The sequence below is a fragment of the Flavobacterium sp. B114r genome, assembly GCF_056824125.1.
The window spans coordinates 937,002-962,249 of record NZ_CP124858.1 but is presented as its reverse complement, the minus strand read 5'-3'; the positions used below and the strand labels follow the sequence as shown (position 1 = coordinate 962,249).

The following is a 25,248-nucleotide window of genomic DNA, read 5'->3' as shown; positions in this document are numbered from 1 at the left end:
AGAAGCTCCAGAGGAGCGTCATATTTATATAAAATGATATTGATTTTGTATTTAAGCTCCATTGGAGCGATATATAAAGGAGCCAAAGATTTCACCCTGTTAGGGTTTTATATCCAATTGAATTTGCAATTTATAAATTATGTTACCCGTTGGGATTCGGTTCTTTAAATAATAAAAAATCTTTGCGTATCTCCGTGCAATCTTCGTGTGCCTCTGCAGAATAATCTTTATTTGACTTGTTCTATCAGTTCCAGCCTTTTTACAATAGAATTCTTAAGCAGTATCGTTCCCGGAGATAATACGGCATTTGCTCCAATTCTGGAATTGTCGCCAACTAAAGAACCAAATTTATCTGAGTTTGTTTCTATAATTTCCGAATCATAAAGCACGGATATTTTCTTATTGATCCTTTCGTTATAATGATTTGCTGCAATAGAACCGGCTTCAAAATTGATATTTCTACCAATAATGCTGTTTCCGATATAATTAAAATGAGCAATGGCGGTGTTAGAGCAAATGATGCTGTTTTTTATTTCGCAGCCTGGACCAATTTTCACCGATTTATCTAAATAAACTCCTTCTCTAAAATAAGCATTTGCACCAATATAGCAGTTTTCGTTAATAATTGCCGGACTTTTTATGGTAACATTATTTTCGATAATTGCAGATTTATGAATGGCGATATTGTCTTGAATAACATAATCATCACCCAGATTCAAAATCATCTTTTCGATTGTATTTTTAAGGTCATTCGTAATATTCCAGGGTTCTGATGTGTTTAAATCATTAAAAGTCTTTGAAAAATCTTCTATAAAATGGTCGATATGAATCATTGTGATTTTTTTTAATTGCAATTTACTTATTTTTTATTTTCTAAGAGGGGATTTCTCGGAGATACACAATCCTGATAGCGATCGGGATTCACAGAGTTTCGCGAAGATTGCACAAAGCTTCATGGAATATTCCTGTTTTCAACGGATTAAAATCCGTTGCTACAAAATGCTCCGTTCCTTCGAAACTTGAAGAAAGAGCCTTCGGCTCGGTTTATATTGTAGGGATGGATTTTAATCCATCACATATATCGGAGAATCTCTGTGTCATCTTCGCGTATCTCTGTTGAAAAACCCCGAAATAACTTTAGAATCAACTTTGTCGTGATCTTATAAAACATTTCCTTAAATTTGCTTCCGTTATTAAAAAATACAATAGTTATAAAAATCAAGCTATGTTACAGATCGCATTTATTAGAGAGAATCAGGAGAAAGTAATCAAGGCCTTAGCAAAACGAAATATCGATGCTAAAAGCGTTGTTGAAGAAGTCGTGCAATTAGACGAAAACCGTCGTGCAACACAAGTTGAATTAGACAACACTTTATCTGAATCTAATAAATTATCCAAAGATATTGGAGAATTAATGAAAGCGGGAGAGAAAGCTAAAGCAGCGATCTTAAAAGAAAAAACGGTTTCATTAAAAGAAAAAAGTAAAGAATTAGGCGAAAAAGCAGAAGCTTTGGCAGCCGAATTAACAAATAAATTATACACATTACCCAATCTTCCGGCTGATATTGTTCCGGAAGGAAAAACTCCGGACGACAATTTGAATGTTTTTCAGGAAGGTGATATTCCGGTTTTGCATGAAGGCGCACAGCCACATTGGGAATTGGTAAAGAAATACGATATAATCGATTTTGAATTGGGTGTGAAAATTACAGGTGCAGGATTTCCGGTTTACAAAGGAAAAGGAGCTCGTTTACAACGTGCCTTGATCAATTATTTTTTAGATAAAAATACTGCTGCAGGATATAATGAAGTTCAGGTACCACATTTGGTAAACGAAGCTTCAGGTTACGGAACAGGACAATTGCCGGACAAAGAAGGACAAATGTATCACTCAACAATTGATGATTTATATTTGATTCCAACGGCTGAGGTTCCGGTTACAAATTTATTCCGCGATGTTCTTTTAACCGAAACTGAATTGCCAGTTTTATATACAGCATATACGCCATGTTTCCGTCGTGAAGCAGGTTCTTACGGAGCACATGTTCGTGGATTAAACCGTTTGCACCAGTTCGACAAGGTAGAAATCGTACGCGTTGAGCATCCTGATAAGTCTTATGAAGCACTTGACGGAATGGTAGAACATGTAAAAGATATTTTGAAAGAATTGAAATTGCCATACCGCGTTTTACGTTTATGTGGTGGTGATATGGGTTTCACATCGGCTTTGACGTATGATTTTGAAGTGTTTTCTACAGCGCAGGATCGCTGGTTAGAGATCAGTTCAGTTTCTAATTTTGAAACTTTTCAGGCAAATCGCTTGAAATTACGTTTCAAAGACAAAGACGGAAAAAATCAATTGGCGCACACATTAAACGGAAGTTCATTGGCTTTGCCAAGAGTTTTGGCCGGAATTTTAGAAAACTACCAAACTCCGGAAGGAATCGTAATTCCAGAAGTTTTACGCCCTTACTGTGGATTTGATATTATAAATTAACTTTTAGAGTTCTTAGGATTCAACCTAACAGGTTTTTAAAACCTGTTAGGTTTCTTAATTTTTACTAAGAACTAAAATTAAAACAGAGCATGATGAATGGAATTTTAAATTGGAATGTAGATCCGGTTATTTTGATGATAACAGATAGTTTTCCTTTAAAATATTATGGAGCTCTTTTTGCCTGCGGACTTTTATTGGGGTATTATATCGTAAGAAGAATTTACCAAAAAGAACATCTTTCGCTCGATAATCTGGATAGTTTATTGGTTTATGTAATTGTTGGAACCATTTTGGGTGCGCGATTAGGACATTGTTTTTTTTATGAACCAGCTTATTTTCTGCAACATCCAATAGAAATTCTTTTACCAATTCAGAAAGTAGCCGGAGTATATAAATTTGTTGGTTATCAGGGTTTAGCCAGTCATGGAGGATCGATTGGTGTTTTAATCGCCATGATATTATATTGCCGAAAATACAAAGTTAAGTTCTTATGGATCTTAGATAAAATGGCGATTGGAGTTCCTGTTACGGGTGCTTTTATCAGATTTGGGAATTTCATGAATTCTGAAATCTACGGAAAACCGACGAACGGAAATTGGGGAGTTGTTTTTCAAAGAGATGATATGATCCCAAGGCATCCAACACAATTGTACGAAGCATTTGCTTATTTGCTGATTTTCGGAATAGTTCTTTATTTGTATAAATCAAAAACAATCAAAAAATCGGACGGATTTATCTTTGGATGTTTCTTAACTTTAATGTTTGTAGCAAGATTTATAATCGAATTTTTCAAAGAAAATCAAGAAACCTTTGAGGATGATATGATTATTAATATGGGACAAATATTAAGTATTCCTTTTATTTTAATTGGTATAGCTTTAATGATTTGGAAATCGAAGAAGTGAGTTGTAAATTAGTTTACAGTCTGGAAGTTTAGTTTACAGTCGCAGTCGCAGTTTACAGTGAATTGCGCTGAATGCCGAGACTGATAACTGAATACTGAGACTGCGACTAATCCCGATAGCTATCGGGAGAGACCGAAAACTGAAAACTGAAAAAGACTGAATTATGAAAAACATCTTTATTTATATCGTTTTATTATGGTCTACTTTTGCTTTAGCACAAAATGAGCAACTGGCTCAATATTACTATGATAAAGGTGATTTCGAAAAAGCCAAAATCAGTTATGAAGAACTTTTAAAAGGTTCGCCATCCAATACTCAGTATTTTTTAAGAACGATCGATTGCTATCAACAATTGCAGCAATTTGACGTGGCTGAAAAAACAATTCAGGATCGTTATAACAGATACAAACAAGGTGTTTTTCTTGTAGAATTAGGGTATAATTATCAATTACAAAAAAACGATGCCAAAGCCAAAAATTACTACGAACAGGCAATCGAAAAAATAAAGACCAGTCCAAATGATGTTTACGGAATTGGAAATTCTTTTGAGAAAAAAGTATTGCTCGAATATGCCTTAAAGGCTTATCAAACTGCGATGCAGATTCAGCCCAATTACAATTTCAATTTTCAGATCGGAATGTTGTACGGACAGTTAGGGAAAACCGATCAGATGATCGAACTTTTACTGACGGAATCATACAATAATCCACAAAATGCAAATTTAATCCAGACTCAATTATCGCGTTTCATGAATGGTGAAACTGATAATACCGCTTTTAAAGATGCGATGCGTAAATCTTTGATTTTAAGAACTCAAAAAGATCAGGATGTTTTTTGGAATCATTATTTAAGTTGGTTTTATGTTCAGCAAAAAGAATTCGGAAAAGCCTTTATTCAGGAAAAAGCAATCTATAAGCGAGAACCCGAATCGCTTTCAAGTATCGTTAATTTAAGTCAGTTTGCTTTGAACGAGGATGATACTGATACAGCTTCAGAAATTCTTAATTTTATACTTCTAAATACTAAAGATTTAGATTTGCTGGTACAGACCAATTCTTACTTAATGCAAATTAAAATAGACAAAGCGCAGGAAAAAGACTATACGGTTATCAATACTGAGTTACAACAATTGCTTACAACCTATGAAATAACTCCTTTTACCTTATCTTTGCAAATAATTCAGGCACATTTCCTGGCTTTCAATCTTAAAAAGACTGAAGAAGCCAAGGCAATTATTAAGAAAGCACTGGATTTAAATTTGAATGATTATCAAAGAGCAGATGCAAAGATGGAGTTGGCTGACATCTTGCTTTTAGAAGAAAAATTCAATCAGGCGCTGATTTATTATTCGCAGATTCAATTGGATCTAAAGAATGATGTCATGGCGCACGAAGCAAGTTTAAAAGCAGCAAAGACAAGTTATTACAAAGGTGATTTTGAGTGGGCTTTGAAACAATTTAAAGAGCTGAAAGCAGCAAATACGCAATTAATTGCCAATGACGCGCTGGAATATTTTTTATTGATAAATGACAATACGGTTGCTGATTCGACACAAACAGCGTTAAAGCAATTTGCAAGAGGTGATTTTTTGATTTATCAGAATAAAAAACCAGAGGCAATTGCTCAGTTTCAGAGTATTTTAAAAATCTTTAAAGGGCAGGGAATTGAAGCTGTAACATTGTTGCGTTTAGGTAAAGTTTATGAAAGTCAAAAAGATTTTAATTCGGCTTTAAGCCAATACCAGCAGATCATTGACAATCATAGTGACGGAATTTATGTAGATGAAGCGCTATTTTTTTCGGCAGAAATTTACAACGATGAGTTGCACGATACAGAAAAGGCAAAACCTTTGTATGAGAAGGTAATTTTTAACCATCAGGATAGTATTTACTTTGTTGATGCGAGAAAAAAATACCGAGAGTTAAGAGGAGATAAGAATTTATAAGTTAGGTTTAATTGGTTATTTGTTTAACCGATTAACCGAAAAACGATTAAACAGTAAAAAATGATAATTTACAACGTTACCACAAATATACACGAGAGCGTTCACGACCAATGGTTGAAATGGATGCAGGAAAAACACATACCGGAAATTCTGGCGACACAAAAGTTTTCTTCGGCAAGAATCGTAAGGGTTATGATCGAAGAAGAAATGGGCGGAATTACGTATTCTGTACAATATGTTACAGATAGCAAAGAAACTTTAGATCAGTATTATATAGAAGATGAGCCTGCTTTTCATCAGGAAGCCTTGTCTTTATTTGCGGACAAGATGCTTTCTTTCAGAACAGAGCTGGAAGTGATTTCGGAGCATTAGTTTTTTAGTTTTCAGTATGTGAAAGCTTTAGCTGAATCTTAATAAAAAAAAGCCCACAGATTTTAACGGGTTAAACAGATTTACACAGATGATTTATAATGTTCTGAATTTGCGAAAATTTGTGCAATTCGTGGCGAAAAATAATCGTTAAGTATAATAAAAATAAGCTTTGTGTCTTTGAGCCTTCGTGGCAAAATAAAAGTTATTGTGGAAATTCGATTTCAAACTAAGAAAGAAAGTAATAAACAACAACAGGAGGATTTTTTGAAGTTGTCTAAAACGGAAAGGTTTTATAGTTTTTTACGTTTAAGTGAAAGAATAAGTAAATTTCCTGTGAAAAAATAAGGTAGATAAAAATAAAGACAATTTCCAGATTGTAATTGATTTGGAGAATAAAAAATAAGCTTTGTGCCTTCGTGCCTTTGTGACAAATCTGGCAAAAAGAAATAAAAAATAAACTTTGTGTCTTAGCCCCTTCGTGGTAAAAACATCTTAGTGCCTTAATGGCTAATAAAAAATAAAATGGAAAAAGTAAAAGCCAAAAAACATTTAGGACAACACTTCCTGAAAGACGAAAGTATCGCCAAAGCAATTGCAGATACTTTAAGTTTAAAAGGATACGATGAGGTTTTAGAGATAGGACCGGGGATGGGTGTGTTGACTAAATATTTGCTTGACAAACCAATTAATACACACGTGATCGAGATCGATACGGAATCTGTGGTGTATTTGGGTGAAAATTATCCAAAATTAAAAGATAAAATTATCTCTCAGGATTTCCTGAAATACAATATAAACGAGGTTTACGAAAATAAACAATTCGCTATTATTGGGAATTTTCCCTATAACATTTCTACGCAAATCGTTTTTAGAACTTTAGAATACAAACATCAGATTCCGGAATTTTCAGGGATGTTTCAAAAAGAAGTGGCTCAAAGGATATGCGAGAAAAAAGGCTCAAAAGCTTACGGAATCTTATCCGTATTAGCACAGGCTTTCTATGTTACTGAGTATCTGTTTACGGTAGATGAAAACGTTTTTATTCCTCCGCCCAAGGTCAAGTCGGGTGTGATGAAAATGACCCGAAAGGAAGATTATAGCCTTCCGTGTGGAGAAAAGTTGTTTTTTACGGTTGTAAAAACGGCTTTTCAGCAAAGACGAAAAACATTACGTAACAGTTTGAAAACATTAAATTTATCAGATGAATTGCGATTAGACACTATCTTTGATAAGCGTCCGGAGCAATTGAGCGTGGAGGAATTTATTGTTTTGACTCAAAAAATAGAAGCCGATGGAGTTTAAAATCAGCAAAGAGCTAATTAAGGAAATTGCTCAACTCATTCAAGCTAAAAATAATAAAGAACTTGAGGTTTTATTAAATGACATGCACCATGCCGATTTCGCTGAAATCCTTGATGAAATTGACATTGATGAAGCAACTTATATATTTAAGGTTTTAGACAGCGAAAAAACAGCCGAAATTCTTCTGGAATTAGAGGATGATTTACGTGAACAAATCTTAAACCGACTTTCGCCTAAAGAAATCGCTGAAGAGCTTGATGAACTTGAAACGAATGATGCAGCGGATATTATTGGTGAACTTTCAAAAGACAGAAAAGCCGAAGTAATCTCTGAGCTTCAGGATGTCGAACATGCAAAAGGCATCGTGGATTTACTTCGTTACGGCGAAGATACTGCCGGAGGTATCATGCACAAAGAGTTGGTAAAAGTCAACGAAAACTGGAACGTACTTACTTGTGTAAAGGAAATGCGTATTCAGGCCGAAAATGTTTCAAGAGTGCATTCTATCTATGTTGTAGATGATGAAAACAGACTTAAAGGCAGATTATCTCTTAAGGATTTGTTGACAACATCGACCAAAACACAGATTTCTGATATCTATATTCGAAAATTATATTACGTAAATGTCGAAACTCCTGATGTTGAGGTAGCGAGAATGATGGATAAGTACGACCTGGAAGCCATTCCTGTCGTAGATGAATTGGGACGTTTAGTAGGTCGCATTACTATTGATGATATTATTGATGTCATTAAAGACGAAATAGAAAAAAGAGATACTGAAGATATTCAGAAATTTGGGGGTTTAGAAGCTCTTGAATTGCCTTACGTTCAAACGCGTCTTGGCGAGATGGTTAAAAAGAGAGCTACATGGTTAGTTGTGCTCTTTATTGGAGAAATGTTTACGGCTTCGGCAATGGGATATTTTGAAGGTGAGATTGAGAAAGCAGTAGTTTTGGCATTATTTGTTCCGCTTATTATTTCGAGTGGTGGAAATTCCGGTTCACAAGCCGCAACGCTTATAATTCGTGCTATGGCATTGAAAGAGCTTACGCTAAAAGACTGGTGGTATGTAATGAAAAAAGAAATTGCATCGGGATTTTTATTAGGTGCTATTTTGGGTATTGTTGGATTTATCAGGATTCTTATTTGGCAGGAAACAGGACTTTATGAATATGGAGAACATTGGGTAGCGATAGGTATGACGGTTTCGCTATCATTAGTATTTATTGTTTTGTGGGGAACACTTTCAGGATCTATGATACCCTTTTTACTGAAAAGGCTTAAACTCGATCCTGCAACTTCATCAGCGCCGTTTGTGGCTACTTTAGTAGATGTAACAGGATTAGTAATCTATTTTACCATCGCTTCGTTATTGTTGAAAGGAAAGTTGTTATAAAGACACATTATTTTCAAATTATACGCTATTAACCAACCAAAAATAAATCAAAAACAACCAGGAATGAAAGTACACATCATAGGAGGAGGGAACCTTGGAGTTTCTATTGCCTTGGGAATTGCGAAGTTCTCAAAAAATAATCAAGTTACAGTTACCAGAAGAAATACAGCCAGTATTCAATATTTATCAGAGTACGGAATCACGGTTTCATCAGACAATAAACATAATATTCAGGAAGCTGATGTTGTGATTTTGACTATAAAGCCTTATCAGGTTGATGTAGTTTTAGGTGAAATTTTACCGGTAATTAAAGGTAAAACGATTGCTTCGGCGGTTAGTGGTTTATCGTTGGATATACTTCAGGAGAAAACAAATAATGAATATCCGGTTATTCGAATTATGCCTAATATTGCGGCACAATTTGGAGAATCTGCAACTTGTATTTCTTTTCCTGAAAAATACAGAGAGAAAGCATTGCCAATTGTTGACTTGTTCCAGGATCTAGGAACTGCTCCGGTAATCGATGAAAAATTAATGGATGCTGCTACAGTTCTTGGTGCATGCGGAACAGCTTATGCATTAAGATACATTCGCGCTTCTATGCAAGCCGGAATCGAAATTGGTTTTGATTCTCAAACTGCTTTGGCAATTGCAGCACAAACCGTAAAAGGAGCTGCAAAAATGTTATTAGAGGAGAAAGTGCATCCGGAACAATTAATCGACCGTGTAACAACGCCTCAGGGTTGTACAATCGTAGGCTTGAATGAAATGGAGCACAATGGTTTCAGTTCGTCTTTAATAAAAGGAATCAAGACTTCTTTGAAGCAAATCAAAGGTTAGATAATATTAAATTCCAATCCTGTAGTTTCGGGATAAAATTCCAAATTCCAACTTTGTTGGGGTTTGGATTTTTTTTTGAATGTTACTTTTAGGTATGTTTGTCACTTCGACAGAGGAGAAGTCACACAAAAACTAACGTTCAGAATAATTTAGCAACTTGCTCTCAGGATGTGATTTCTCCTGCGTCGAAATGACAATATTGTCGATAATTGGAATTTGACGAATTCGTTAATTATTACAATATTCTATTAAATCAATTATCTCTTTTTTATTTAGAACTTTAGAAAACGTAATTCTATGATAATCGATTCCGTATTCTTCAATTTTTGTACTGTCAATCTTGTTTTTTCTATTCCTTAACCATTTTACAACGACTAAGGAATCAACGTTTTGAAGAGCCGGTCCTGTAGATTTTGCATATTTTTTATGACATGCCGCGCAATTTGAATTAAATATTTCTCTTCCTTTTTCTTGATTTTCTGTTAAATTAGGAGTTCCACAAAACATAGGAACCGGTATTGCACAAACTAAATAAGTAGGTGAGGTATTTGTCTTAATTTGATGAAGTATAAATCCAGCCAGGAGCATAATAAAGGATACTGAAAACAAAAGGATCAAACGAATTTTCTTCATTTATCAGAGTAGTTAATTGGAATATTGGAGTTTACTTTTTAATCAACTGTATATATTTCCTGTCACACTCTGAAATCTTAGTATAAGAATTCATCGAATTTCCATAATTCTGAATCGTCAGCGTATCTTTAACATAACTGGCATCAATTCCTACAGGAATTTCCGGTTCAGCAGATGCGGTTTTAGAGTCGGCAATAGAATCATTTTCATCTTCGCGGCTTATGTCGCCTTCATAATCATCCCATTTTATGCCTTCTAAAACAATGTATTTTTCTCCTGATTCATTTTTAGTAAAAGTTGCGATACCTTTTAATTTTTTAAGTTTTGTTTTTAGAAAATAAGTATAACCACTTTTTTCTTTCTTTATTTCCAAAGAAATTCCACATTCACCCGTATTATCTGGATCAGATTGTGTCTGGTAAAAACCTGCTATAGATTCTTCATTTTTACTTATAGAATCAATAACTATTGTTTCAGGATTCTTTTCGGGAACTACAGGTTTTGGCTTGTTGTTACAGGCTAAAATCAATACTATTATCAAAAGGGCAAAGAAAGGCTTGTTGGCTGATTTCATAATTTTCACGATACTTTTTTATAGATTGAATTTCTAAATCTGAGTGCTGAAATCTATACGGTTTTTTTCTTTGACAAAGTATATTTCAGATAAATTAATCCAAATACACCAGAAAGTATAGAAGCGATTAAAATTGCAATTTTAGAAAAAACAATAGTTTCAGGATCTTTAAAAGCTAAAATTGTTATAAAGATTGACATCGTAAAACCAATTCCTCCTAACATTCCGGCGCCCAGAATATGCGCCCATTTCAGGCTTTTAGGTAAAGAGCATAAACCTGCACTGACTCCAATAGAAGAAAAAAGTACAATACCCAATGGTTTACCAACAACAAGTCCCAGAATAATTCCGATTGTATTGGAATGACTTAAACCTTCGTGCCAGTCTGATTGAATAGCAATACAAGTGTTTGCAATAGCAAACAAAGGTAAAATTACGAATGCAACGGGTTTGTGTAAAAAGTGCTGCAATTTATAAGATGAAGATTTTTCTCCACCATCGCCAAATGGAATTACAAAAGCAAGAATCACTCCGGTGATAGTAGCATGAACACCTGAGTTGAGCATGAAATACCACATTATAATACCTCCGATTAAATAGGGAATCAGGTTGTGAATTTTCATACGGTTCAAAATAAATAAGAATCCCCATATTCCTAACGCGATTGCAAGATTTACAAAAGATATAGAGGTAGTGTAAAAAATGGCAATAACAATGATCGCGCCTAAATCATCAATAACTGCCAATGCAGTCAGGAATACTTTTAACGATGATGGGACTTTTTTTCCTAAAAGGGATAGAATACCAATGGCAAAAGCAATATCAGTCGCCATCGGGATTCCGGCTCCGTTCTGAGTATCAGTTCCAAAATTTAAAGCCAGGAAAATGGCGGCAGGAACCAACATTCCGCCAAGAGCAGCCATAATTGGCAAAGATGCATTTTTGATATTCGATAGTTCACCGTGATAAATTTCACGCTCTAATTCCAGACCAATTAATAAAAAGAAAATAGTCATTAATCCATCATTAATCCAATGAGTAATTGAATGTCCGCCCAAATCTTTTTCCCAGAAAGCAACATATTCAGTTTGAAATGAAGAGTTTGCTAAGTATAATGAGATAATCGTAACGAATAAAAGGAGTAATCCTCCTGATTTTTCGTTGTTGAAAAAGGCTTTGAATGTCTTAGTTAGTTTCATTGTGAGAGGTTCTATTGATTTAGAAAGAAGGAAATTCAAAGAAAATCGATGAATCTTAGATTTTCAAAGTTAAAAAAAATCTTATCAATAAAAAATTCACTGTATTTTTGTTTCATTAATTTGTCCTATTAATCTTTATTATTTAACGATTTGATGTTTTTTTGCTAAAAGCATTTTTGAGTTGTAATATAGCTTTAGTATGAATGTAGTAATTTAACCAACCTTTAAAACTGTTACCAAAAAAAAGACCAATGAATTATAAGACCATTTTGTTTCGACCTTTACTACTCTCTTTTTTTCTAATTCAAATATCTTGTAAAAAAGAAAATGCTCAAAATACTGCAGCAACGATTATAGATGAACCAGTCCCGGTTCTTATTGATAAAACATATCAAACAGATGAAAAGCAATACGGAAACGAGAGTCTTGAAGAAAAATCAGTAATTAAGTTTTCTAAAAAATACAATTCGAGTTCAATATGGCAGTTTGATCTTGATATGAAAAAAGCAGGTCTCAGATCTATTAACGAACTGAAGAATGGGAACATATTGTATTTAATGGAAGAAGGAGATGAAAAATACAACTATACTCCTGTCTTGCTGATTATAAACAAACAAGGCGGTCAAGTAGTAAAACAGAAATTAATTGATTCGAAATCAAAATATAATTTGTTCAACACATTAGTAGTGGTAGACAATCAAGGCGGATTTACCTTGTATGCAAAAAAAGAGAGTAAGTCATATGGTAATTCAGAAAAGGACAATACAGATGAAGCAAGAATGAAAGCTGTCCTGATAAGATTTCAACTCGATAAAATGAAATTCGACAACAAATATTCAGGGTATAAAACAGAAAGTAAATCGATGTCGGATATTTTTCTTAAACCTTTGTTGGAAAAGGGGTTTTCAAATATTTCAAAAGGAGATTTTTTACTGCAATATATACAGGATAAAATAGTGGTGAGCTGTACAGCTTCAAAACCTAATCAGGATGAAATTCCTTTTGTTGCAATTTTAGATCACAATCTGAATTTACTAAATCTGAATTTTTTTGATGGATATCCGGAAACAGAAATTAACGCCATAAGTTTGACTGCCGATGGAAATTTTTATGTAGAAGGAAAAGAAAATTCTGCTGCAGACGGATCGTATTATTCGACACATAAAAGATTTGTACTGAATTCTAATTTAAAGTTGCTTTCTGATACATCAGATAAAGAACCGTATTATTCTTTCTATCGCGGTCCGTCAGCACCAGAGGCCGAAGAAGAGACTGAAGACGAAACCACAAACGCTGCTGAAGAAAACACGAAAGAGGAAACTACTAAGCAGACTGTAGAAAAGGGTAATAACGTCATTTTTTATACTGACAAAATAGATAAAACTTATTTTAGCCTAAGGGAAAAAGCAATAAATTCCAGTGAAGTAGTATTTGAAAAAAGCCGAAGTATCGATAGCACTGCTTTATGGAGGATTAAGCTTGTGTTTCCTGGACATTATGAAGTACCGTTTACTAATAGTACCAAAGGCTTTAAGCGGGATAATGGGGATTTTGTTTTTTATTTATACATCCGCGATACATCTGGCGAACAAGACAGATCAAGTATTGCGATTTTTGTGTTTAATAAAGAAGGGCGTTTAAAACGTCAATTCGAGACGGCAGGTTATTTTGAAACAACTGATTTTGAAATGAAAGAATCAGAAGGGAAATTAATTACAGCTTTTGTTTCTTATGATGCTAATTATGTTAATAATGAATGGCAGTATCCACATACTTTTCGTTCGATATTATATTCTTTAGAATAATCGCAAAGGCATTGGAGTGAAGTTTTTAATCTTTGGTTTTTTCAAATCAGCCTGAAATAAAAGTTTTGCACCTTTTTGTGAAATCCTGTTATTATTAATATTTTAGTTTTTCTCAACCAGAACCAAATAGCTGAGTCGATACTAAGAAAAACAAACACATTTTGTAAATCAAACCATTATAATAAGCTGTATTTTTGCTTTATAAAACATAATATAATGAGCATAAAAATTCTACATATCGATAGCAATAACCCAATTCTTTGGCAACAATTAGAAGATGCCGGTTTTGAAAATCACGCTGATTTCAAATCTTCTAAAGAAGAAATCGAAGCAAAAATTCAGGATTATAACGGAATCATTATTCGAAGCCGTTTTAAAATTGATAAAACTTTTTTAGACAAAGCAACCAATCTTAAGTTTATTGCCAGAGTTGGTGCGGGTTTAGAAAGTATTGATTGTGAATATGCAACGTTAAAAGGAATTCATTTGATTGCGGCTCCGGAAGGTAATCGCAACGCTGTTGCAGAACATTCATTGGGCGTAATTTTATCCCTATTTAATAATTTGAATCAGGCTGATGCCGAAATAAAAGCGGGACACTGGAACCGCGAAAGTAATCGCGGTCATGAGTTAGACGGTAAAACAGTTGGGATTATTGGTTATGGAAACATGGGAAAAGCATTTGCTAGAAAACTTCGTGGTTTTGAAGTTGATGTCATCTTTCATGATATCTTAGAAAATATAGGTGACGAAAACGCAAGACAGGTTTCGCTGCAGGAATTACAGCAAAAATCAGATGTTCTTAGTTTGCATCTCCCGTGGACTCCGGAAACTGATAAAATGGTCAATGCAAATTTTATTGCGGCATTTGCAAAGCCATTTTGGATTGTAAATACTTCGCGTGGTAAAAATATCGTGACAGCAGATTTAGTTGAAGCGATGAAGACTAAAAAGATTCTTGGAGCTGGTTTGGATGTTTTGGAGTATGAGAAATTATCATTTGAAACACTTTTTCAGGATAAAAATACTCCTGAAGCTTTTCAATATCTGATGGAAGCTAAAAATGTTCTCTTAACGCCGCATATTGCCGGCTGGACTTTTGAAAGTCACGAACGATTAGCACAGGTTATTGTAGATAAAATTAAAGCTGTGTATTCGAAATAAGTTTAGGGCAAATACAAAAAACAGGAATTGTTTGTTTTTTAGAATGTCATAACGCGTTTTTTTGTGTGATTTTAAAACATAATTAGTTTTTAATGTTAATTTTTAATAATATTGCCTCAAGTTTTAGATAAATCATTTGATTATGAGAGGTTACGGTATTTAATGTAGCATTGTAATTGTCTTGTGAAAAAAGCTTTTTTTAATACAATAATAACGTATTGTAGACCACTGCTTATTTATAGTGGATTAGTTTTGCAAACTTTTAAAGGAATTTTGAAAAGAAGCTTGTCTAATGCTTAAAATTAGAAATACACTAACTTAAATTAATTAATAAAAAATGGAGAACAATTTTAAAGAAACGCCAAACAATTTTGACGAACCGATTCCGGTATTTCAAGTGGATCCTATAATGGTATTGCTTTTTGGATTTTTAACATGCGGATTGTATTTAATTTATTGGAATATTAAAGTTGCAGAGGTTTTTAATGCTGTAGCAAAAAGAGAAGTTATTTCGCAGCCAATTGCCATTTTTGCAGGATGTTGTATGCCGGTAAATATTTACTTTTATTATCTTGCTGGTAAAGATGCATTACCAAAGGTTTATGAAAAAACAGGTGAACTTCAAAAAGATCAATCTACTTTATTAATTGTTTTAGGACTTTTCTTTCCTATGGCAGCAGCAATGATTGTACAAGGTGATATCAACAGATTATACAAATAATAACAGGGTAAAACGTAAAATTTACGGAATTATCGGTGCAGCAATTACACTGATAATTCCGTTTTTTTTAATGCTCAATAATCATAACGATCATTTAGAGACAGACCAGTCGTTTTGTCCTTTCAAAATGGTGACAGGTTTTCCTTGTCCAGGTTGTGGTATAACAAAATCATTGGTTTATTTTTACCAGGGAGACATCTATAAATCTCTTAGTTATCATATTCTTGGGCCTTTTGTTATTGTATTTTGCTGGTTGACCATCATTATACTCACAACAGAAATTATAACCAAAAAAGAATATTTTACCGGTATTTTATATAATAGGAAACTGGCTTATAATATGGCTTACTTTTTAGCATTTTATCATGTGATCCGTTTGGTTCTTTTTGTCAGAAATAATTCTTTTGATGATATATTGCATCAGTCGATCTGGTTTTAAAACATAAAAACCCCGTTAGTCTTGCTAATGGGGTTTTTTATGAAAAATTACTGTATCCTTACAGATTCTGTTTTTTCTAAAAATATGTCCTTTCTAGTTACAAAAAAAACTTTTAAAGTCAGTCTTAAGCTTTTAAACTCTTTAATCTTGTTTACTCTAAAAAGGTTTTGTGAAAAATTTAAATAACAAGCTAAAATTGATTAAAGGATGGTAATCATTAAATGGTACAAGAAGGTAGTTTTTGAAAACTATATAAATTTTACGGGAAGAGCAGGAAGAAAAGAATAATGGTATTTTAGTTTGGTGAATTTAATTATAGTTCTTTTCTTGGGGGTAATTGATAGGACCTTAGATTTAACTCTTGTACAAGCTGAAACTGGAGCGTTTGGTCTAGCTTATAATTTTGCAGTTTTTTTACCTGGTTTAGCAGTTTCAGTTAGGCGGTTACATGATATAGGTAAAAGTGGATGGTGGCTCTTGATATTGCAGGTTTTATTAGTGAGTGCAATCTTTTTTCTTTTGGTGCTTTACTTTATGGGAAATAGAAGTATATGGTTTTATTTGATGGCTGCTAATTATATTAGCAGTTATAATATGGTGGTTGGTTTTGTTTTGTACAAAAGGTGATAAAGGATTAAATGAATATGGAGCAGATCCTGAAAGTGAGTTTGATGAAATAAATCAAATTTAAAAAGATAAGGGTTTCTAATTGAATAAAAAAATCCCATTAGTTATTTATTGCTAATGGGGTTTATTATTTTATATCAGATTTACGGTTTAATCTTCCTTCTCAGATAACTTACGCTCCAATTCTATTTGAAACTCTTCGATAACCGGTTTCATGGTGCTTTCCGGGATATCTGCGATTCTAATGTACATTAACCCGTCAACAGCATTATTAAACAAGGGGTCGACGTTAAAAGCTACAACACGTGCATTTTGTTTGATATACTTTTTAATTAAAACAGGCAAACGTAAATTTCCCGGTTCTAATTCGTCAATAATCTTATCAAATTTGTTAAGATCAGATTCGGCTTCATCAAAGATAAAATCCTTATCTGCATCTTTCAGTTTTACTTTGTATGCTTTCTTAGGGTGAATGTATTGTGCAATATAAGGATCATAATAATTCGACTTCATGAACTCAATCATCAATGATTTCGAAAAGTCAGAGAATTGATTGCTGATGCTCACACCGCCCAATAAATACTTATGTTCTGGATAACGTAATGTGGTATGAATAATACCTTTCCATAATAAAAACAAAGGCATTGGTTTTTGCTGATATTCCTTAATAATAAAAGCACGTCCCATTTCGATTGATTTATGCATCATGTCGTGCAGTTCAGGTTCGAATCTAAATAAGTCATTCAAATAAAAGCCCTCAATACCGTATTTAGGATAAATCTCAGAACCCAAACCCATACGGTAGGCACCGGCAATTTTTTTGCTGTCTTCATCCCATAAAAACATATGGTGATAATATTGATCAAACTGATCTAAATCTATAGATTCATTAGTACCTTCGCCTACTTCACGGAAAGTGATTTCTCTCAAACGACCAATTTCATGCAAAATATTCGGAATAGATTTTGCTCTTGCAAAAAATACCTCATAGTTTTTACTTTGCAATAAACGGCAATCACTATTTCTTAGCATATTCACCTCGTCAATCATTTTTGATTCACTTGCAGGTGTCACGATTTTTTTAGGTGCTTTAGGGATTTTCAAACTTGCTGTGTCTAACAATTTGGTATCCTTCTCAAAAGGATTTGCCAGCATATAAGTTTTCTTTCTAAGGAATTCTGAATAATCCTCAAACGTTTCAAATTCGTTTTGCTCGTTTACAGAAATCGGTTTTCCGATACGAACTTTAATCACACGATCTTTTTGCGTTAACAATTCCGATGGTAATTTTGCAGTTCGCAAAGTATCATCGATTTTAGAAAGCCAATAGAATAATTTACTGTTTTTAGCATGAAAATAAATTGGAACAACAGGAACTTTTGCTTTTCTAATCAATTTTAGAGCGCCTTCTTCCCAAGGTTTATCCACAACTAATTTTCCGTCTCTGTAAGTCGAAACTTCCCCGGCAGGGAAAATGCCCAATGGTTTTCCGTCACTTAAATGACGTAAAGTTTCTTTGATTCCCACCACGCTCGATTTTGCATCCTTATGATTCTCAAAAGGATTAACCGGCATAATGTATTTTTTAAGCGGAACAATTCGGTGTAATAAAAAGTTGGCAATAATTTTGAAATTAGGTTCTCTTTCAAGCATTAATTTCAAAAGCAAAATGCCATCAATTCCTCCAAGCGGATGATTTGAAATCGTGATATAAGCGCCATCTTTAGGCAAACGTTTTAAATCTTCTTCGGGAATTTCAAACTTAATTTGCAATTCGTCTAATACTCCGTTTAAAAACGCAAGATCTTCTAAATGTTTATTATGATCGTAAATTTTATTAAGGGTAGAAATCTTAAGGACCTTCATAAGAATCCAGCCTGAAAAAGTACCAAGAACTCCGTACTTATCAACATTTATTGCCTTTGCAACTTCTTTCGCGGTAACTAAACCCATGTACTATTTTTAATTTATTAGAGCAGCGAACAAAGATAACAAAAAACTCTACTTTTCGCTGTTTCAAACACAAACTTTCCACTTTTTTATTACATTTGGAATCCTTAAAAAAACACTGATGAAAATTATTTCTTATAATGTAAACGGAATAAGAGCCGCAATTGCCAAAGGCTTTATCGAATGGCTGCAACACGCTAATCCTGATGTTATTTGCCTTCAGGAAATAAAAGCTACAGAAGAACAAATTCCCGTTGACGCTATTACTGCCGCGGGTTATCCGTATCAATATTATTATCCGGCAACAAAAAAAGGCTACAGTGGTGTGGCTATCTTATCAAAAATAAAACCTAATAATGTGGTTTACGGAACCGGAATTCAGCACATGGATTTTGAAGGGCGTAACCTTCGTGCTGATTTTGACGATTGCTCTGTAATGAGTTTATACCTTCCGTCAGGAACCAATATAGAGAGATTAGATCATAAATTTATGTTTATGGATGACTTTCAAACGTATATTAACGAGCTAAAACTAACAATTCCGAATTTGATTATTTGTGGGGATTACAATATTTGCCACGAAGCAATAGATATTCATGATCCGGTTCGTAATAAAACTGTTTCGGGATTTTTGCCTTCTGAACGTGCCTGGCTTGACGGATTTATGAAATCCGGTTTTATTGATAGTTTCCGTCATTTCAACAAAGATCCGCATCATTATTCATGGTGGAGTTATCGTGCAGGAGCCAGAGGAAACAACAAAGGATGGCGTATCGATTATAATTTGGTAAGCGATTCTTTGCAGCATCGATTAAAACGTGCCGTGATTCTTCCGGATGCGATACATTCTGATCATTGCCCGGTTTTAGTCGAAATCGAGTAAAGTTTGGTATTGTTCTTGTTGAAGGAATAGCAAGTTTAAATTCAAAAATTAATATTGTTATTGATGTTGAATTTTGACATTGTTGGATTATTAATGCCTCCCATAATAAAAAAAAGGAAAATGATTAAAAAGGCCTCCATCGGATTACTAGTTGTAGCTATGTCTATGACTTCATGTGTGTCCAAGAAAATTTACAACGATCTTGAAACAAAATATTCAGATCTGAAAAAAGAAAACCGTTCAATTGCGGATCAAAATGCCGATTTGCAAAAATCAAAAAATCAGTTAGAATTAGATCGCGATGCTTTAACAAAAGACTTAAATAGCACAAAAGACGAATTGGCAAAACAAAAAGCTGATTTGGCCGTTGCGCAAAACAAGTTCAAAGTTTTGCAGGATTCATACAATGCACTTGAAAAAAACAGCAACGATGCATTGGAAAAAAACATGGCTAAAAACCGTGAATTGTTAGCGCAATTAGAAGCAAAATCTAAAAAATTAGCCGAAGAACAAGCAAGTCTTGATAAAACAGCAAGTCGCTTAAATGAACTTGAAGCTATGATTGCAGCCAAAGAAGCAGCAATGAAAAAATTAAAAGAAACTTTGTCTAAAGCTTTAAATGGTTTTGAAGGTAAAGGTTTGACTGTTGAACAGAAAAACGGAAAAGTATATGTTTCGATGGAAAACAAATTACTTTTTAACTCAGGAAGCTGGGCTGTTGGAACCGAAGGTAGAAAAGCAGTTGTAGAATTAGGAAAAGTATTAGGAGATAACCCGGATCTTTCAGTTCTTATCGAAGGTCATACAGATGATGATCCTTACGCGGGTTCAGGACCAATTGCCAACAACTGGGATTTGTCGACTAAAAGAGCTACTGCAATTGTCAATATTTTAAGTGAAAACACTAAAATCAATAAACAAAAACTAACAGCAGCAGGTCGCAGCGAATTTTCTCCGCTTGCAAGCAATGCAACGCCCGAAGGAAAAGCTAAAAACCGTAGAATCGAAATTATCTTAACGCCAAGATTAGATGAAATCGCTGATATGTTGAATAGTATTAATTAAGTTGCTAAGTCTCTGAGGGACTAAGTTGCTAAGTTTTTTAAAGATTAAAAGGCTCAGAGTTTTTAACTTTGGGTCTTTTTTTGGTTGTGTGCCCAGCATGGGCGATAACTCTAGGGTGTAAGTCCCGAACACGCCTTTACAGTGGGAAGTGTTAGCTGAATGCAAGGGTGTCCATCGCGAGGTGGAATCTGAAGGAAGCAGTAGGCAAACTCTTGACCTGACGAACAGAAACTATATAAAAGGCCAAAGATGTTGGATAAGGTTGCAACACAAACTGAAGTCCAAAACTGTACGGAAACATCATGGTAAATATAGCAGGTATATGAGAGGAAAGTTGTCGTTCTTACCTGGGGAGGTCTTATAGACATAGGGGGAGTTTTTTTTTAAGAAAAGCACTTATGGATAACAATTGCTATAAGAAGTCAGGAGGTCATAGTAGGTACTGTAAATGAGTACCGAAGGACTGAACTTAATTAAGTGAGTAGTAAATGAATGTTACCTATGAAGGCACGAATGCAGAAAATATCAAGTAATTTGATAACTACCTTGGAAAGGATAGGACGGAATCCGACAGCTACCAGGGAGTGCAGACCTTTATTGGGATAACTGAAAACAACCTCACGGAAGTACTTTAGGTTAGGTATCTATCTTAAAATGTATCGTAAATTAAGAACCGCCTTGGTACGGATCCGTATGCCGGGTGGTGTGGAAGGTCGCCTAGGGAATTAATCCCTAGGCTCCTATCCGATTAGATCATAAAAAATGTAGCAAGATATGTTGATTTTCCGGTTCGAATTTGGAATTGAAAAATTGAAGTTTTCATCCTCCATTTATTTCGTAACTTGAATTTCTAAAATTATAATTATGGGACTTCCAGAATTAAAAGACAAAATACGCCATCAATTAGATTTGGCAGATGAAAGAGTGTTGCGAATTGTTTCTTCTGTTTTTGATACTTACTTAAATGAGGTAGTTTCATATGATGCTCAGGGGAATCTTTTGACTTTGTCAGAATATCATAATAAGGTTGAAGAAGGTTTGGATGATGTAAAATATAATCGAATAATTTCAAAAGCAGATTTGTCGAAAGAAATGCAGGGTTGGGATAATGAGTAATACTAAAACTTTTAGTTTTTTGGACTCAGAATGCATAACAAGACTTAAGAGAAATTTATATTTCATTGAAGAATGTCATTTCTAAAGAAAAAGTCAATTAAAATTAGAGATGAATTATTCAATTGTACAAATAGTATAGTTTTTGCCGAACAATTTCAGTTAGATGAATATAGATTTGACTGTCGAAGAATTGTAATTAGAAATTACAAAGTATTATATCAAATTAAAGAAAATTCAATTTTTGTAATTAGGGTTTTTAATTCGTTTCAAAACCCCTTGAAAAGCTTAAAATAGAGAGGTTCAGAGTTTTTAACTTTGGGTCTTTTTTTTGTTTAGATCATAAAATAAAGTTAGTTCCTACGCGACAAAAAAAAGTGGTATTTGTTTACTGATTATTTAATCTCTAAGGGGTTCTTTTTTTAAATAATTGGACAGGTGTAGTCCTTGCTGATAAGGTCATTAATTTAAGCTTTTTTGATCATAATTTTTCTCTCAATCCCGAGACTCGGGACGGCGCTACAAAATAACGCATTCCTTTGGAGTTTTAGAAAGAGTTCCGGAAGAACAAAATATATTGTAGGGATGGATTTTAATCCATTCTTCGCACAGTCTAAACATAACCTTGTCCTTTCGACGAAGGAGAAATCACACTAGTATTTCCGTTCAGATATTCGCCAATATTTGTCGAGTTTCTTGTGTGATCTCTCCTTCGTCGAGATCACAAGATTGCGGATTCTGATAAAGTTATTGATAGGAAAATAGTTAATCCGCATTCAAAAATCTCTTAAGTTAATTACGATACCCGAAGCCTCGAGATGAAAACTCAGTGACTTTAGAAAAAAACTTATCCTTTTTTTAACTTTTGTGATATTTTCATTTGATGAATCCCTTTGTATCTTTGAGTTCTTATAATTCAAAAGCTGTAAACTTAGTCCCGAAATGTGGGATAATCACTCAGCATCTTAGAACCTCAGAAAAAAATGAAATACACGACACTACCCAATACCGACATAAAAGTTAGTAAGATAAACCTCGGAACGATGACTTTCGGGCAACAAAATACAGAAGCCGAGGGGCATCAACAAATGGACTATGCACTTGAAAGAGGTGTTAATTTTTTTGATACTGCCGAAATGTATTCCGTTCCTGCCCGCGAAGAAACTTACGGAAGTACGGAGAAAATCATAGGAACCTGGTTTAAGAAATCAGGGAATCGTGACAAAGTGGTTTTAGCCTCTAAAATCGCAGGTCCAAACCCTAATTTTACTTACATGCGCGAAAAAGGAGATTTTTCCCCTGCAAGTATCAAATATGCTTTAGAAAATAGTTTAAAACGTCTTCAGACAGATTATATCGATTTGTATCAGATGCATTGGCCGGAACGTAAAACCAATTATTTTGGAGAACGCGGTTTTAAAGATTATGATGATGTCTGGGAAGATAATTTCAGAGAAGTTCTGGAAACATTCGACGGATTAATCAAAGAAGGCAAAATAAAACACATTGGTGTTTCAAATGAAAATGCATGGGGAATGATGCGTTTGCTGGAAGAAAGCAAATATCAAAACCTGCCAAGGATCAAAACTGTTCAAAACCCGTATAATTTGCTAAACCGCCTTTTTGAAGTAGGTTCTGCCGAAGTTGCGAAATATGAAAATGTTGGTTTATTGGCTTATTCACCTTTGGCGTTTGGCGTTTTAACCGGGAAGTTTTTAACCGGAGAGGCACATCCAAATGCGAGAATCAAGCTTTTTCCGCAATACACACGTTACAATAGTGATCAATGTACGCAAGCAACAAGATTATATCAGGAAATTGCGCACAAACACGGTTTAACTTTAACTGAATTAGCAATGGGATTTGTATTGCAGCAGCCATTTTTGACCAGTGCGATTATTGGTGCAACAACAATGGAACAGTTAAAAGAAAATATCGATACAATAGATGTCTTTTTATCAAAAGAAATATTAACAGAAATCGCAGCAGTTCAGGCAATAATTCCTGATCCTGCACCTTAATAAGTTATAGATAGTCAAACCTAACAGGTTTTTAAAACCTGTTAGGTTTCTTCAACTAGTTTAGCCAGTAATAAAAAAATCCCGATACAAAATTTATTGTATCGGGATTTTATGTTTAAAGATTCAAAATCTGATCTTTAGGATATCTCACTTTATAACTAATTCTGAATTTCTTGTTTTCATTTGGTTTTAGCTGTAATTGCCAGGTCAGAATTCCAATTTCTGTATTTATTTTTGCACCGTCACTTTGCAATAATTCAACCTCGATTTCTTTATTGGTACTTAACGGATATTGGTCTTTCAGTAACAATTCGACTGCCTCTTTTTTATTATTTCGTACTGTAATGTCAAAAGTAAAAGTCTGTTCTTTTTTGGTTGATAAAAATTTAGTTCCAGATTTATCCGCTACTTTTTCACGTTTTATAGAGACTTTTTTGTCGCGTCCCATGCTTAAGTTTAAAGTGTCGCCAGTTTGGTTGGGTTCTATAAAAGTCTTGCCAACATACATACCTTCAAAAATAATATTGGCTTCTCCCCGCAATAAATTGTATTTGCTGTAATCTGCAATTTCTGCCAAGAGAAAAGCATCATTTTCAATTTTAGGAACAGCATAAAATTTATAGGAAGCGGGTAGTTTTATCTCTTTTAATGAAGCACTGTGCACTTTTCCATTTGATAAAATATCATACGGAATATCAATATCAAAAGAAATATTGAGTTGATTTTCTGCTACAGTCGTATAATTAGAAACCGATGAGCTTTCCATGACAGGAGCAGGAGCCTGGTTGAGTTCGGTAACTGCTTTATCTGCTGAAATTTTGTAAACACTTCCCTGTAGTTGATTTCTTTTTTTAGTTGCTCCATACCCCATAACAACAACTTCATCATTATATACCTGATTGGCCAGAAACCATGAACTCAATATTGGTGCCTGATTGTTTTGATTAGGAATACCGCTTGACAAAGTCAGTTTTACTTTTTTCCAGTCAATTCCTGTATTCTGAACAACCTGTGCTTTATACATCATATTAATTGGGGACGTAACACTTTCGGCGCGTAGGTCGTAAAACGGAGTCCACGTAGCATTATTTGTTAAGTATGAAATGTCTAAAGGAACAGTTCCGGCAACTTCATTCATAACCTGAACGATTAGTTTTCCTGAGGAAGTTTTTTCTTCTTTGCTCGTATCAACTTCAAGTTTATTGTTCAGTTTTTGAAGCGTTTCGTTCAGTTTTTGTTGTTTCTCTGTAAGTGTATTAATCGTATTGGCGATTTCCAGTTGTTTGGTTTTGTAATAGTCAACCATTTTCATTAATTCAGTTACGTTTAAACCTGAATTTACGCCCGAAATTTGTTGGTTCTTATCTAAAAGCTGAATTGTTTTTGTTTCAGAATTTATCGTGTTATTGACTTTCAGGATTTCTTTCTGAACCAAAACAATACTGTCTCTTACTCTTTTTAAGGCAGGAGATTTAGTATCGACTTCATAGTCTGAGATGTAGTTATTGGTAAACTGAACCGAAAGAACTGTAACTGTAGATGGCGTTCCTATCTGGATTGAGTTCTCATTCAAGTCCACCGCTACATTTTTTATTACAATTTCGCTTGTTCCTAATGGCAGATTAATATTTGCAGTTTGAGAAATTTCGGCAGCATTAAAGTATACTGTTGCAGCTTTTACCTTAGCCGTTGTAAAAATTGGTTTTTGTGCAAAGGCAATTGTACCAATTAGGAATAAAACAGTTGTTGTTATTGTTTTTATCATGAGATTATAATTTATATTTATTTGAGAGATAT

At 34.1% G+C, this 25,248-nt stretch carries 22 protein-coding genes; 16 read left to right on the top strand and 6 right to left on the bottom strand.

Going from position 1 to position 25,248, the window contains the following annotated elements; translation table 11 throughout:
• Nucleotides 1-227 precede the first annotated feature (227 nt).
• Nucleotides 228-833, bottom strand: a complete 606-nt coding sequence (locus tag QLQ94_RS04305) for a DapH/DapD/GlmU-related protein (protein WP_271334015.1) — start codon at nucleotides 831-833, stop codon at nucleotides 228-230.
• A gap of 392 nt (nucleotides 834-1,225) precedes the next feature.
• Here QLQ94_RS04305 and serS point away from each other — a divergent pair, with 392 nt between their 5' ends.
• The 7 genes from serS (at nucleotide 1,226) to proC (ending at nucleotide 9,257) form a co-directional block, all read left to right on the top strand.
• The gene (gene serS, locus QLQ94_RS04300) at nucleotides 1,226-2,497 is read left to right on the top strand and encodes a serine--tRNA ligase (RefSeq protein WP_271334016.1); all 1,272 of its coding nucleotides are present in this window, start codon (nucleotides 1,226-1,228) and stop codon (nucleotides 2,495-2,497) included.
• A gap of 89 nt (nucleotides 2,498-2,586) precedes the next feature.
• Nucleotides 2,587-3,402: a prolipoprotein diacylglyceryl transferase gene (gene lgt / locus QLQ94_RS04295; protein WP_427401199.1), complete on the top strand. Its 816-nt coding sequence runs from the start codon at nucleotides 2,587-2,589 to the stop codon at nucleotides 3,400-3,402.
• A gap of 163 nt (nucleotides 3,403-3,565) precedes the next feature.
• Complete coding sequence (locus tag QLQ94_RS04290) at nucleotides 3,566-5,347, top strand: tetratricopeptide repeat protein (RefSeq protein WP_482499241.1); 1,782 nt, start codon at nucleotides 3,566-3,568, stop codon at nucleotides 5,345-5,347.
• A gap of 60 nt (nucleotides 5,348-5,407) precedes the next feature.
• Entirely contained in the window at nucleotides 5,408-5,719 is a 312-nt protein-coding gene (locus QLQ94_RS04285) for a DUF4286 family protein (protein WP_271334019.1), read from the top strand.
• A gap of 522 nt (nucleotides 5,720-6,241) precedes the next feature.
• Nucleotides 6,242-7,021 carry a 16S rRNA (adenine(1518)-N(6)/adenine(1519)-N(6))-dimethyltransferase RsmA gene (gene rsmA, locus QLQ94_RS04280; RefSeq protein WP_271334020.1) on the top strand — a complete coding sequence of 260 codons (780 nt, stop codon included), beginning with the start codon at nucleotides 6,242-6,244 and terminating at the stop codon, nucleotides 7,019-7,021.
• Complete coding sequence (gene mgtE / locus QLQ94_RS04275) at nucleotides 7,011-8,417, top strand: magnesium transporter (protein WP_271334021.1); 1,407 nt, start codon at nucleotides 7,011-7,013, stop codon at nucleotides 8,415-8,417. The genes rsmA and mgtE overlap by 11 nt, the downstream gene beginning before the upstream one ends.
• A 63-nt stretch (nucleotides 8,418-8,480) precedes the next feature.
• Complete coding sequence (proC, locus tag QLQ94_RS04270; protein WP_271334022.1) at nucleotides 8,481-9,257, top strand: pyrroline-5-carboxylate reductase; 777 nt, start codon at nucleotides 8,481-8,483, stop codon at nucleotides 9,255-9,257.
• A gap of 228 nt (nucleotides 9,258-9,485) precedes the next feature.
• On the opposite strand, the gene QLQ94_RS04265 is transcribed toward proC, so the two are convergent.
• From QLQ94_RS04265 to nhaA, 3 genes are read right to left on the bottom strand one after another with little or no spacing between them, the layout of a single operon-like run.
• Entirely contained in the window at nucleotides 9,486-9,890 is a 405-nt protein-coding gene (locus QLQ94_RS04265) for a c-type cytochrome (RefSeq protein ID WP_271334023.1), read from the bottom strand.
• Between the two features lie 31 nt (nucleotides 9,891-9,921).
• Complete coding sequence (locus QLQ94_RS04260; RefSeq protein ID WP_482499240.1) at nucleotides 9,922-10,464, bottom strand: hypothetical protein; 543 nt, start codon at nucleotides 10,462-10,464, stop codon at nucleotides 9,922-9,924.
• Nucleotides 10,465-10,517: 53 nt separating this feature from the next.
• Nucleotides 10,518-11,663, bottom strand: coding sequence for a Na+/H+ antiporter NhaA (nhaA, locus tag QLQ94_RS04255; RefSeq protein WP_271334026.1), 1,146 nt, complete (start codon nucleotides 11,661-11,663; stop codon nucleotides 10,518-10,520).
• A 251-nt stretch (nucleotides 11,664-11,914) separates the two neighbouring features.
• Here nhaA and QLQ94_RS04250 point away from each other — a divergent pair, with 251 nt between their 5' ends.
• From QLQ94_RS04250 to QLQ94_RS04230, 5 genes are all read left to right on the top strand, one after another.
• Nucleotides 11,915-13,468 carry a hypothetical protein gene (locus QLQ94_RS04250; RefSeq protein ID WP_482499239.1) on the top strand — a complete coding sequence of 518 codons (1,554 nt, stop codon included), beginning with the start codon at nucleotides 11,915-11,917 and terminating at the stop codon, nucleotides 13,466-13,468.
• Between the two features lie 216 nt (nucleotides 13,469-13,684).
• A complete protein-coding gene (locus tag QLQ94_RS04245) occupies nucleotides 13,685-14,632 on the top strand; it encodes a 2-hydroxyacid dehydrogenase (protein WP_482499238.1) in 948 nt (315 codons plus the stop codon).
• Nucleotides 14,633-14,969: 337 nt separating this feature from the next.
• Nucleotides 14,970-15,353: a DUF4234 domain-containing protein gene (locus QLQ94_RS04240; protein WP_271334029.1), complete on the top strand. Its 384-nt coding sequence runs from the start codon at nucleotides 14,970-14,972 to the stop codon at nucleotides 15,351-15,353.
• Complete coding sequence (locus tag QLQ94_RS04235) at nucleotides 15,328-15,792, top strand: DUF2752 domain-containing protein (protein ID WP_271334030.1); 465 nt, start codon at nucleotides 15,328-15,330, stop codon at nucleotides 15,790-15,792. The genes QLQ94_RS04240 and QLQ94_RS04235 overlap by 26 nt, the downstream gene beginning before the upstream one ends.
• Nucleotides 15,793-16,095: 303 nt before the next feature.
• Nucleotides 16,096-16,419: a DUF805 domain-containing protein gene (locus QLQ94_RS04230; RefSeq protein WP_482499943.1), complete on the top strand. Its 324-nt coding sequence runs from the start codon at nucleotides 16,096-16,098 to the stop codon at nucleotides 16,417-16,419.
• A gap of 150 nt (nucleotides 16,420-16,569) precedes the next feature.
• Here QLQ94_RS04230 and QLQ94_RS04225 read toward each other — a convergent pair whose 3' ends face one another.
• Nucleotides 16,570-18,372, bottom strand: coding sequence for a lysophospholipid acyltransferase family protein (locus QLQ94_RS04225; RefSeq protein ID WP_271334032.1), 1,803 nt, complete (start codon nucleotides 18,370-18,372; stop codon nucleotides 16,570-16,572).
• Between the two features lie 118 nt (nucleotides 18,373-18,490).
• On the opposite strand from QLQ94_RS04225, the gene QLQ94_RS04220 reads away from it, so the two are divergent.
• The 4 genes from QLQ94_RS04220 (at nucleotide 18,491) to QLQ94_RS04205 (ending at nucleotide 23,451) form a co-directional block, all read left to right on the top strand.
• Nucleotides 18,491-19,252, top strand: coding sequence for an exodeoxyribonuclease III (locus QLQ94_RS04220; protein WP_271334033.1), 762 nt, complete (start codon nucleotides 18,491-18,493; stop codon nucleotides 19,250-19,252).
• Nucleotides 19,253-19,372: 120 nt separating this feature from the next.
• Nucleotides 19,373-20,317 carry an OmpA family protein gene (locus tag QLQ94_RS04215; protein WP_427401205.1) on the top strand — a complete coding sequence of 315 codons (945 nt, stop codon included), beginning with the start codon at nucleotides 19,373-19,375 and terminating at the stop codon, nucleotides 20,315-20,317.
• A gap of 864 nt (nucleotides 20,318-21,181) precedes the next feature.
• Nucleotides 21,182-21,433, top strand: a complete 252-nt coding sequence (locus QLQ94_RS04210; RefSeq protein ID WP_271334035.1) for a hypothetical protein — start codon at nucleotides 21,182-21,184, stop codon at nucleotides 21,431-21,433.
• A gap of 980 nt (nucleotides 21,434-22,413) precedes the next feature.
• On the top strand, nucleotides 22,414-23,451 hold the full coding sequence (locus tag QLQ94_RS04205; RefSeq protein WP_427401206.1) for an aldo/keto reductase: 1,038 nt from the start codon (nucleotides 22,414-22,416) through the stop codon (nucleotides 23,449-23,451).
• A 115-nt stretch (nucleotides 23,452-23,566) separates the two neighbouring features.
• On the opposite strand, the gene QLQ94_RS04200 is transcribed toward QLQ94_RS04205, so the two are convergent.
• Nucleotides 23,567-25,216, bottom strand: a complete 1,650-nt coding sequence (locus QLQ94_RS04200; protein WP_482499237.1) for a DUF4139 domain-containing protein — start codon at nucleotides 25,214-25,216, stop codon at nucleotides 23,567-23,569.
• Nucleotides 25,217-25,248: the final 32 nt, after the last annotated feature.

Bases quoted from the DNA above. Each gene is read 5' to 3' on its own strand.
- QLQ94_RS04305 (WP_271334015.1), bottom strand. From the start codon at position 833: ATGATTCATATCGACCATTTTATAGAAGATTTTTCAAAGACTTTTAAT.
- serS (WP_271334016.1), top strand. From the start codon at position 1,226: ATGTTACAGATCGCATTTATTAGAGAGAATCAGGAGAAAGTAATCAAG.
- lgt (WP_427401199.1), top strand. From the start codon at position 2,587: ATGATGAATGGAATTTTAAATTGGAATGTAGATCCGGTTATTTTGATG.
- QLQ94_RS04290 (WP_482499241.1), top strand. From the start codon at position 3,566: ATGAAAAACATCTTTATTTATATCGTTTTATTATGGTCTACTTTTGCT.
- QLQ94_RS04285 (WP_271334019.1), top strand. From the start codon at position 5,408: ATGATAATTTACAACGTTACCACAAATATACACGAGAGCGTTCACGAC.
- rsmA (WP_271334020.1), top strand. From the start codon at position 6,242: ATGGAAAAAGTAAAAGCCAAAAAACATTTAGGACAACACTTCCTGAAA.
- mgtE (WP_271334021.1), top strand. From the start codon at position 7,011: ATGGAGTTTAAAATCAGCAAAGAGCTAATTAAGGAAATTGCTCAACTC.
- proC (WP_271334022.1), top strand. From the start codon at position 8,481: ATGAAAGTACACATCATAGGAGGAGGGAACCTTGGAGTTTCTATTGCC.
- QLQ94_RS04265 (WP_271334023.1), bottom strand. From the start codon at position 9,890: ATGAAGAAAATTCGTTTGATCCTTTTGTTTTCAGTATCCTTTATTATG.
- QLQ94_RS04260 (WP_482499240.1), bottom strand. From the start codon at position 10,464: ATGAAATCAGCCAACAAGCCTTTCTTTGCCCTTTTGATAATAGTATTG.
- nhaA (WP_271334026.1), bottom strand. From the start codon at position 11,663: ATGAAACTAACTAAGACATTCAAAGCCTTTTTCAACAACGAAAAATCA.
- QLQ94_RS04250 (WP_482499239.1), top strand. From the start codon at position 11,915: ATGAATTATAAGACCATTTTGTTTCGACCTTTACTACTCTCTTTTTTT.
- QLQ94_RS04245 (WP_482499238.1), top strand. From the start codon at position 13,685: ATGAGCATAAAAATTCTACATATCGATAGCAATAACCCAATTCTTTGG.
- QLQ94_RS04240 (WP_271334029.1), top strand. From the start codon at position 14,970: ATGGAGAACAATTTTAAAGAAACGCCAAACAATTTTGACGAACCGATT.
- QLQ94_RS04225 (WP_271334032.1), bottom strand. From the start codon at position 18,372: ATGGGTTTAGTTACCGCGAAAGAAGTTGCAAAGGCAATAAATGTTGAT.
- QLQ94_RS04220 (WP_271334033.1), top strand. From the start codon at position 18,491: ATGAAAATTATTTCTTATAATGTAAACGGAATAAGAGCCGCAATTGCC.
- QLQ94_RS04215 (WP_427401205.1), top strand. From the start codon at position 19,373: ATGATTAAAAAGGCCTCCATCGGATTACTAGTTGTAGCTATGTCTATG.
- QLQ94_RS04210 (WP_271334035.1), top strand. From the start codon at position 21,182: ATGGGACTTCCAGAATTAAAAGACAAAATACGCCATCAATTAGATTTG.
- QLQ94_RS04205 (WP_427401206.1), top strand. From the start codon at position 22,414: ATGAAATACACGACACTACCCAATACCGACATAAAAGTTAGTAAGATA.
- QLQ94_RS04200 (WP_482499237.1), bottom strand. From the start codon at position 25,216: ATGATAAAAACAATAACAACAACTGTTTTATTCCTAATTGGTACAATT.